At 54.8% G+C, this 8,208-nt stretch carries 7 protein-coding genes; 6 read left to right on the top strand and 1 reads right to left on the bottom strand.

Annotation, left to right across the window (positions count from 1 at the left end; translation table 11 throughout):
• The 5 genes from ACTG3T_RS03550 to ACTG3T_RS03570 all read left to right on the top strand — a co-directional run.
• A partial coding sequence (locus ACTG3T_RS03550) for an aminotransferase class III-fold pyridoxal phosphate-dependent enzyme (protein ID WP_439100887.1) occupies nucleotides 1-1,520 on the top strand: 1,520 nt, incomplete at its 5' end.
• A complete protein-coding gene (locus ACTG3T_RS03555) occupies nucleotides 1,517-4,231 on the top strand; it encodes a glycosyltransferase (RefSeq protein WP_439100888.1) in 2,715 nt (904 codons plus the stop codon). The genes ACTG3T_RS03550 and ACTG3T_RS03555, both read left to right, overlap by 4 nt.
• A 2-nt stretch (nucleotides 4,232-4,233) precedes the next feature.
• Nucleotides 4,234-5,163 (top strand): archaetidylserine decarboxylase, encoded by a 930-nt coding sequence (asd, locus tag ACTG3T_RS03560; RefSeq protein ID WP_439100889.1) that lies wholly within the window; start codon nucleotides 4,234-4,236, stop codon nucleotides 5,161-5,163.
• Nucleotides 5,164-5,179: 16 nt separating this feature from the next.
• Complete coding sequence (locus tag ACTG3T_RS03565) at nucleotides 5,180-5,824, top strand: hypothetical protein (protein WP_439100890.1); 645 nt, start codon at nucleotides 5,180-5,182, stop codon at nucleotides 5,822-5,824.
• Entirely contained in the window at nucleotides 5,821-6,252 is a 432-nt protein-coding gene (locus ACTG3T_RS03570) for a DUF2971 domain-containing protein (RefSeq protein WP_439100891.1), read from the top strand. The genes ACTG3T_RS03565 and ACTG3T_RS03570 overlap by 4 nt, the downstream gene beginning before the upstream one ends.
• A 40-nt stretch (nucleotides 6,253-6,292) precedes the next feature.
• On the opposite strand, the gene ACTG3T_RS03575 is transcribed toward ACTG3T_RS03570, so the two are convergent.
• Nucleotides 6,293-7,738: an amidohydrolase gene (locus tag ACTG3T_RS03575; protein ID WP_439100892.1), complete on the bottom strand. Its 1,446-nt coding sequence runs from the start codon at nucleotides 7,736-7,738 to the stop codon at nucleotides 6,293-6,295.
• 180 nt (nucleotides 7,739-7,918) lie between these two features.
• On the opposite strand from ACTG3T_RS03575, the gene ACTG3T_RS03580 reads away from it, so the two are divergent.
• On the top strand, nucleotides 7,919-8,208 hold a 290-nt coding region (locus ACTG3T_RS03580; RefSeq protein ID WP_439100893.1), incomplete at its 3' end, for an alpha/beta fold hydrolase.

Raw genomic sequence — 8,208 nt, forward strand, 5'->3', positions numbered from 1 at the left:
CGCCCGCGAATGTCGAGGGTCACCGCAGGCAGGCGATGCAGGGCCTGCGACAGACGCTTAGGGCAACGCAGCCGAAATCCCTGGAGCATTCAAAATCCCTTGACCGCAGTGTTTCCGATGTGAGCTTTACCGCGGCCTACCGTGTTCCCTTTCCCTTTCGGGAGGGTCTTCCTGAAGAATTCAAGCAAGGCTCGATTATTGAAGAGAGCCGTGGCGTTCAGCTTCGTGATGTAGATGGGAATTGGCGCTATGACCTCACCGGATCCTACGGCGTAAACGTCTTCGGCTATGACTTTTACAAGGCCTGCATGGAAGAGGCGCAGGCGCTTGCGGGAGATATGGGTCCCGTACTGGGGGCTTATCATCCCGTGGTCAAAGATAACGTTAAGCGCATTAAGAAAATCTCTGGGCTTGATGAAATTTCCTTTCATATGTCCGGTACCGAGGCCGTTATGCAAGCCGTGGGTCTTGCCAGATACCACACCGGGCGGTCACACGTCGTTCGACTCTGCGGCGCTTACCATGGTTGGTGGGATGGGGTGCAGCCCGGTGTCGGCACGCACCGGGACGTCGGAGACGTATATACCCTCGCTGATCTTAGCGAGAAAACACTGCGGGTTCTGGAAACCCGAAAAGACATCGCTTGCGTGCTTATTAATCCACTGCAGGCTCTCAGCCCCAACGCCAATGCGGCTGGCGATGCATCGCTCTTCGGTAGCAAACGCTCTGCTCATTTTGATCGAGAAAGCTACAGAGCCTGGCTCCATCGGGTGCGCGATGTCTGCTCCGCCCATGGCATCGTTCTCATCTTCGACGAGGTGTTTCTTGGCTTTCGTCTGAGCTACGGCGGTGCGCAGGAGTATTTCGATATTCAGGCGGACATGGTGACCTACGGCAAAACACTCGGCGGTGGCTACCCGGTGGGCGTGCTCTGCGGTACCCACGGACTTATGAAGCGATACCGCGATGATCAGCCCGCGAATATCTCCTTTGCCCGGGGCACCTTTAACTCCCACCCCTATGTCATGGCCGCAATGAATAGCTTTCTGCGACGTATCGAGGAGTCAGACTGCCAGAGGCTTTATGACACTGCAGAGCTGTTGTGGAACGAGCGCGTGGCCTTTTTGAATGAGCGACTAAGCGCCATTGGCGCGCCGGTGGAAATAGTCAACATGCATAGCGTGCTCACGGTGCTCTACCGCAAGCCAAGCCGCTACAACTGGATGCTGCAGTTTTACCTCCGCAGTGAAGGTCTCGAGCTCAGTTGGATTGGCAGCGGCCGAATGATTATGAGCTTTAATTTTAGCAACGACGACTTCGCTGAAGTTGTGTCACGTTTTGAGCGCGCTTGTGTTCGCATGCTGGAGGATGGCTGGTGGTGGCAGAGCGCGACGCTCACCGATGCCAGCATTCGCCGCCAGTTGATTTTTGAAATGTTGCGCGCCCGTTTTCGACTGCCCCAGAGTAAACGTCCCAACACTTCGATCGCCGGCGATGGCCGCCTAGAGGAGAGCGCATGAGCGTTACGGTACTACCACGAACAGCGCGTCCTGGTGAGTTTCGTGCATCCCTGGCACAGGAGTTCGATGGCTTTCTCCAAGAGGAATCCTTGCGATTCAACCCCGGTGACTGTCTCCGGGTGGACTTGCACTGTCATGATAAAAACAGTGACAAGCCCGATGAGCTATGGGGCCGCATTCTTGGACTGCCCGAAACCTGGCTGAAAACCAGCGATCTGGTGAAATGTCTGCGGCGTAACGGCAGCGATGTGATTACGGTGACTAATCACAACAATGCACGGTCCTGCTGGGAGCTACAGGGAAAAGGAAAGGATGTGCTGGTGGGCTGCGAATTCACCTGCCACTTTGATGAGTTTGATCTCTACTGCCACGTGCTGGCGTACGGCTTTTCCCGGGAACAGGAAAATATCCTCAATGAGAAGCGGACAGATATATTTAGCTTCCTGCGCTATGCCGCTGCCCACGATATCCCGGTAATACTGCCCCATCCACTGTATTTCTATACCACCAACGAAAAGCTGGATATCGCGCTGTTTGAGAAATTGGCAGTGATGTTCCAGCGATTTGAAGTACTCAATGGACAGCGGGACCTGTGGCAGTCGACCCTGACACTGAACTGGCTGCAGAGCCTGACTCCCGCGACAGTCAAACACTATGCTCGGAAGCATGGCCTGGACCCATCAGAGTTTGGTGTTGATCCCGATCAGCCCAAGGTGTTGACCGGTGGTTCCGATGATCATATGGGGCTCTACGCGGGGCAGTGTGGCTCCCAGCTTATGGTGCCCAATCTTCAGGAGCGTCTGAAAACTGAGAAGGCGTCGGATCTGGCGCTGGAGGCGCTTCGGGAGGGCCGCGTATCGCCTTACGGCAGCGTAGGCGAGAATCAGAAGTTGAATATTGCGCTACTCGACTTTTTTGCTCAGGTCGCGACGAAGATAGAGGATCCCGGTTTACTCCGAATTTTGTTGCACCGTGGCGAGGCCTACGACAAGTTTGCCTGCTTTGCTATCAGCAATCTTCTGCTGGAACTTCAGAAGCATAAGCACAGCAAAAAGTTTTTTGAATTTGTACACGATGCGTTGCAAGGCAAGAAACCCAACAAAATGCTGAAATGGAAGGTCCCGAAAAAATATCGGTTCTGCGTTCGCCACCTCGAAACGATAGCCGATGCTCGCTCGCAGTCGCCGGAGTCCTTCACGGAGATTGTTAATCAATGCATTGCTGAGCTCTTCACTGAGCTGAGTCGTCTTATGCTCGAAAAGGTGCAGACCTCAGATCTGCTTCGAGACACCGGCCTGATGAGTAATCTTTCCACTGAGGAACTGACGCGCAACTTCGAGGTGCCGAGTCAGCTGTCGGCACTTCTCTTCGGCGGCGGTGGAACCTATCCCAGCCTTGGTGAAAAACAGGTGCGGGACCTCATTGACCAAGTAGCCTTTCCTTTCATGATAGCCATGGTGCTTGCGGGAGCGTCCGTCGCCAGTACTCGTGCGCTTTACAAGAACCGCGACTTTCTTAACAGCTTCGCCCGGCACACCGGAGCAAATGAGCACGACCACCGTGTGCTCTATTTGACCGATACCCTGTTTGATAAAAACGGTGTGTCAAATTCTCTGGGCGGCAAGCTTCGATACATTCAGGAAAACGATATTGCTATCGATTTTCTCATTTGCCACGAGTCCGCCGAAAAGCAAAGTCATCTCCACGTCACCCGGCCTCTCGCTTCTTTTACGCTGCCTGACTCAGGGGAGCAGTGTTTGCGGGTTCCGGACCTCATGGAAGTTGCTCGAAAGTTTTATGAAGGAGGCTATGACCGTGTGGCCTGTTCCACCGAGGGCCCTATGGTATTGGTGGCCTTGTTTCTCAAGTTTAAATTCAACGTGCCCTGTCATTTCTTTATGCATACAGACTGGATCGAATACATTAAATCAACAACGAACGCGACGCGTCATGAACGGGACCGTATACGTCGACTGTTGCGTCTGTTGTACAACCAGTTTGATGGCATATTCGTTCTTAATACCGAGCACCGGGACTGGTTGGCGGGACAGGAAATGCAGCTCGCCCCGGAGAAGCTCTTTATGACTGCGCATCATGCGCCCCAGCCCATTGACGAGGTGGAACCGGTTTCCAAGCGCGATTTGTTTCCCGATGCCAGCGAGGAAACATCGGTGCTGTTTGTGGCTTGCCGTCTCAGTAGTGAGAAGGGACTGTTTGATCTTCCCGAGGTTCTGGCTGCAGCACGGGAGCGTATTCCAGATCTGCGTCTGGTGATTGCTGGTTCAGGTCCTGATGAGAGAGCGTTAAAGGCTGCGTTGCCGGACGCTCTCTTTTTGGGATGGGTGGACCAGAAAACGCTCGCAAGCCTGTATGCGGGATTGGACCTGTTTGTGTTTCCCTCGCGCTTTGACACTTTTGGCAATGTGCTTCTGGAGTCCTTCGTTTACGGTATGCCGGCGGTCGCTTACGACTGTAAAGGTCCCCGGGATATCATCGAACACGGCAGCTCCGGTTATCTCGTCGATAGTCCCAGCGCTATGGCCCGAGCAGTGATCGATTTCTTCTCCTGGCCTGACGAGCGCGCTCAAATGCGCCATAACGCCAAGGCTCGAGCAAGAGTTTATAGCGCCGACGACATAATGACTCGGTTTGTTCAGGACCTGGGACTGCCCGCTCCGGCGTGTCTCATCGAGCATCGCTCCGTCGCCTGATTATGAACGGAGCACTACGGGGCCTGAGTCAGCAGGAGCAGCTAAATTTTCTGCTGACCAATCGCATCCCCCGGCGTCTGGCAACGCGCTTCATGGGTTGGTATAGCCGCATCGATAGCCCGTTGCTGACTCGTATTTCCATCAAGCTATGGCAACTGTTTGCCGACGACCTGCATCTTGAGGAGGCACGACAGAAGGAGTTTCGAAGTCTCGGGGAATGTTTCACGCGCCAGCTGAAACCGGGCGTCAGGCCTGTGGATCAAAATCCGGCGGTAATCACCAGTCCCTGTGATGCGATTGTCGGAGAGTTCGGTGAGCTCGAGGGAGAAACTGTTTATCAGGCAAAAGGGTTCCCCTACGAATTGTCAGATCTGATTCCCTCGAGGGAACTGCAGGACAAGTACAGAAACGGCTGGTATATCACCCTACGGCTTAAATCCAGCATGTATCACCGGTTTCATGCGCCGATTGATTGCTGGGTGGATCGGGTCACCTATCTGTCGGGTGACACTTGGAATGTCAATCCTATCTCTCTGCGCCGCATAGAAAGGCTCTATTGCAAGAACGAGCGGGCCATACTCGATCTACGTCTGGACGATTCGGACAGTGGCATTTGCCTGGTGGCGGTTGCGGCAATTCTCGTAGCAAGCATACGTCTTCATAGCTTGCCCGACGGTGTCGATGTCCGTAGTGCCAATCCGGAACACCTCATTGAACCTACCCGCTACGCGAAGGGTGAAGAGATCGGTTACTTCCAGCACGGGTCAACGATTATCGTCTTTGCTACCAGAGATTTCGCATTCAGCCCGGGGGTTCGCACGGGGCAACAGTTCCGCATGGGAGAGGCGTTGTTTCGTGCCGTGAAAGAGCCGCAGCGGAATGACAAGGGCGCACTCGAAGTGCCCCCAAAAAGTAATGATGTTCATGGGTAATACCGGAGGAAAGTCAATGAAATTTAGAGAGGAATTACACAAGCAGCGCTGGGACGACCATCGCTTCTATCACCATAATCGCGTCAATCAGTTTCTGCATCTACTCAGTGCGAGCTGCTTTGTCGCGAGCTACTACCTGATTTTTGTCGATCCCGTTGCAGCGGTAATGGTCGGTTGGCTTCTGGCCATGGTGCTGCGTCAAATCGGGCATTTTTATTTTGAACCCAAGGATTTTGATCACGTCAATGCGGTGAGTCATGAGTACAAGGAAAGCGTGAAAGTGGGTTACAACCTGCGTCGCAAGGTAGTACTGCTCAGTATCTGGGTGACGGTACCCATTGTCCTGCTGATAAACCCAAGTTTTTTTGGTTTTCTTAGCGAAGCGCAGGTTGAGGAAGGGCTTCTTTACACCACGGCCATCCTTTGGCTGTTTACGGGGCTGGGCGCCGTGGTTTTCCGAACAGTGCAGCTATTCTTTATCATGGGCATTCAGTCTGGTCTGGTCTGGGCGACAAAAATCCTTACCGACCCTTTTCATGACATCAAGATTTATCACCGCTCCCCCTGGTACCTCGCGAAGGGAGACATGTATGACGACATGACGGACTGGTATGCGCAGGTGCCGGTAGGCGACGATCACGGCGCCGCCAAAGGGATGTGATTGACGCCATCAGTCACCGGTTGTTTACGCAGCCGCCAGTAAACACGCTTTACCACTACACATCGCTCTCGGGTTTGATGGGTATCGTGGAAAGCGGCGCGCTGCGAGCCAGTGACATACGGTACATGAATGACTCGACGGAACTTCGTCATACACTCAACGTGTTGCAAACGCACATAACGGAGCGAATCAACAGTGGCACCGATGATCCGGTGCTACTCAATAAGCTCCTCGCCTGGTTGAAGCACCCATCTTTTGAAGAGGAACAGGAGTGGCGAGCCATCTCTCCACTCATTACACCGTCTCGCGGGATGCCCGTTCACTTTCGCGAGGGCGACTCCATGCTGGTACCGTACTATTTAACCAAGTGGCAGTCGGAGCCCAGGCTGGGTATCAGCTATTGCCAGATTCCCTATCGAAAGCGCTAACCCCGGATGAGAAAGCGCGATTTGGAAAGCGGGTTACAGCCTACTGCTGAAAATCCAGCGGCGGCGGTCCGGGGGGCAGAATACCTTCGTATTCATAGTCGCCCTTTCGCTCCTTGAACTCCTCTTTGATCGCCTTGATGAGATCGGGGTCTTCGTAGAGATCGATCATGGTCATGGCGAGTGCCTTCGAGGCGTACACCAGACCCTTGTGCCCGATGGACATGCCGCCGGTGGCCACCACAGCCCAGGAGTGCCAGGGAACATCCTTGGGCGCGATGGGCGCGGCCAGGCTTATGGTGGGCACTACAAAGCTCACATCGCCGACATCTGTGGATCCTCCGGGTGGATTTTTCTCCGTTTCCCTGAAGGGTCGCACCTCGGCGTCCATGCCGACCTGAGGTTTACCCGTGGCTTCCTGAATCTCCCTGGCGTAGCGCTCTTCTTTCTTGGTGTAAGTGATGGGGCCGAGGGTGTCGAGGTTGGCCTGAAGCGTTGAGCCGCCGGTGCGATTAACCAGAATCTCGTGCACGCCGGAGATGAGCGTCACTTTGTAATCCACATCTGCGAGTATGGCGGCGCCCTCAGCCATTTCTTTTACCCGTTCGTAGACGGGAGTCATGCCGTCGCGGCTGCGATCTCTAACCCGGACCCAGATCTTGGCGTAGTCCGGAACAACGTTGACCACCTTGCCTGCATCCATGATGTGGTAGTGGATGCGCACGGTGGGCTGAATATGCTCGCGGTAGGCATTGATGCCATGAGTATAGAGTTCCAGGGCGTCACTGGCGGAGCGGCCATTCCAGGGGTCGCCCGCTGCGTGGGCTGACTGCCCGTCGAACTCCACTAAAAAGTCGACGAGGGACTGGCTGCTCTGCGCGCTGGCTTCGATCTTGTCACTGGGGTGCCAATCCATCATCACGTCGACATCGTCAAAGGCGCCTGCGCGAATCATCCACAACTTGCCGAAGAACTTTTCTTCTGCGGGCGTGCCGTAGTAGCGGATTGTCCCGGATATCTCACCGGATTCAATTTGCTCTTTCACGGCAATCGCGGCACCAAGGGAGGCCGCACCAAAAACGTTGTGCCCACAGCCATGACCGGGCGCGCCCTCTACCAGGGGAGTTCGTGAGGGTACCGAAGCCTGAGATAGGCCGGGAAGGGCATCAAACTCCCCCATGATGCCGATAATGGGTTTGCCGCTGCCGAACTCGGCAACAAAGGCGGTGGGGATCTCACCGATGCCCGTTTCTACGCGAAATCCATGCTCCTTCGCGTGTTTGATCAATGCGGCGGAAGACTTGGTTTCCTTAAAAGCGATTTCCGCATGACTCCAGATCTCATCGCTTAAGGCTGTGAGGGAGCTGGCTTGACGATCCACCGACGCGATAATGTCAGCCTTCAAGTCGGCTTTATCGGCGCTGTAGCCCGCTGAAGCCGATGCAATGAAAAGCGCGCCTATGAGGCCGCGCGCGATGCTATTGATCATGAGGGCGTTCCCTGTGTTGAGATTGACCTGCCTACGCTAGCGCAGCGGGCAGATTTAGGCCAGCGCCACTTCGGCACAATGTCAGCCTGCGAGCAGCTTCCTGACATTTGATCCCATTGCGGCTTCATGATCTATAGTGGCCTGCGTTACCGGTCATTTTTTCATAAGCAGAGGTTTTCCATGTCAGAAAGTGCATCTATTTACGCCCTTCGCACGCCCGATGATTGTTTCAATAATCTTCCGGATTTCGACTACCCCGTGTTCTACACAGATGATCTGCCGGGCTATGAGGGACTCCGGGGTGCGTGGATCGATGCGGGTCCATCTGCCGCTGAGGAGGTGTTCCTGTGCCTGCACGGTGAGCCCAGTTGGTCATTCCTGTATCGACGCATGATGCCGGTGTTCCTGGCCTCCGGGGCGCGGGTGATCGCGCCGGACCTTCTGGGCTTTGGGCGTTCCGATAAGCCCGC

The sequence above is a fragment of the Congregibacter sp. genome (assembly GCF_965660375.1).
Taxonomy (GTDB): domain Bacteria; phylum Pseudomonadota; class Gammaproteobacteria; order Pseudomonadales; family Halieaceae; genus Congregibacter.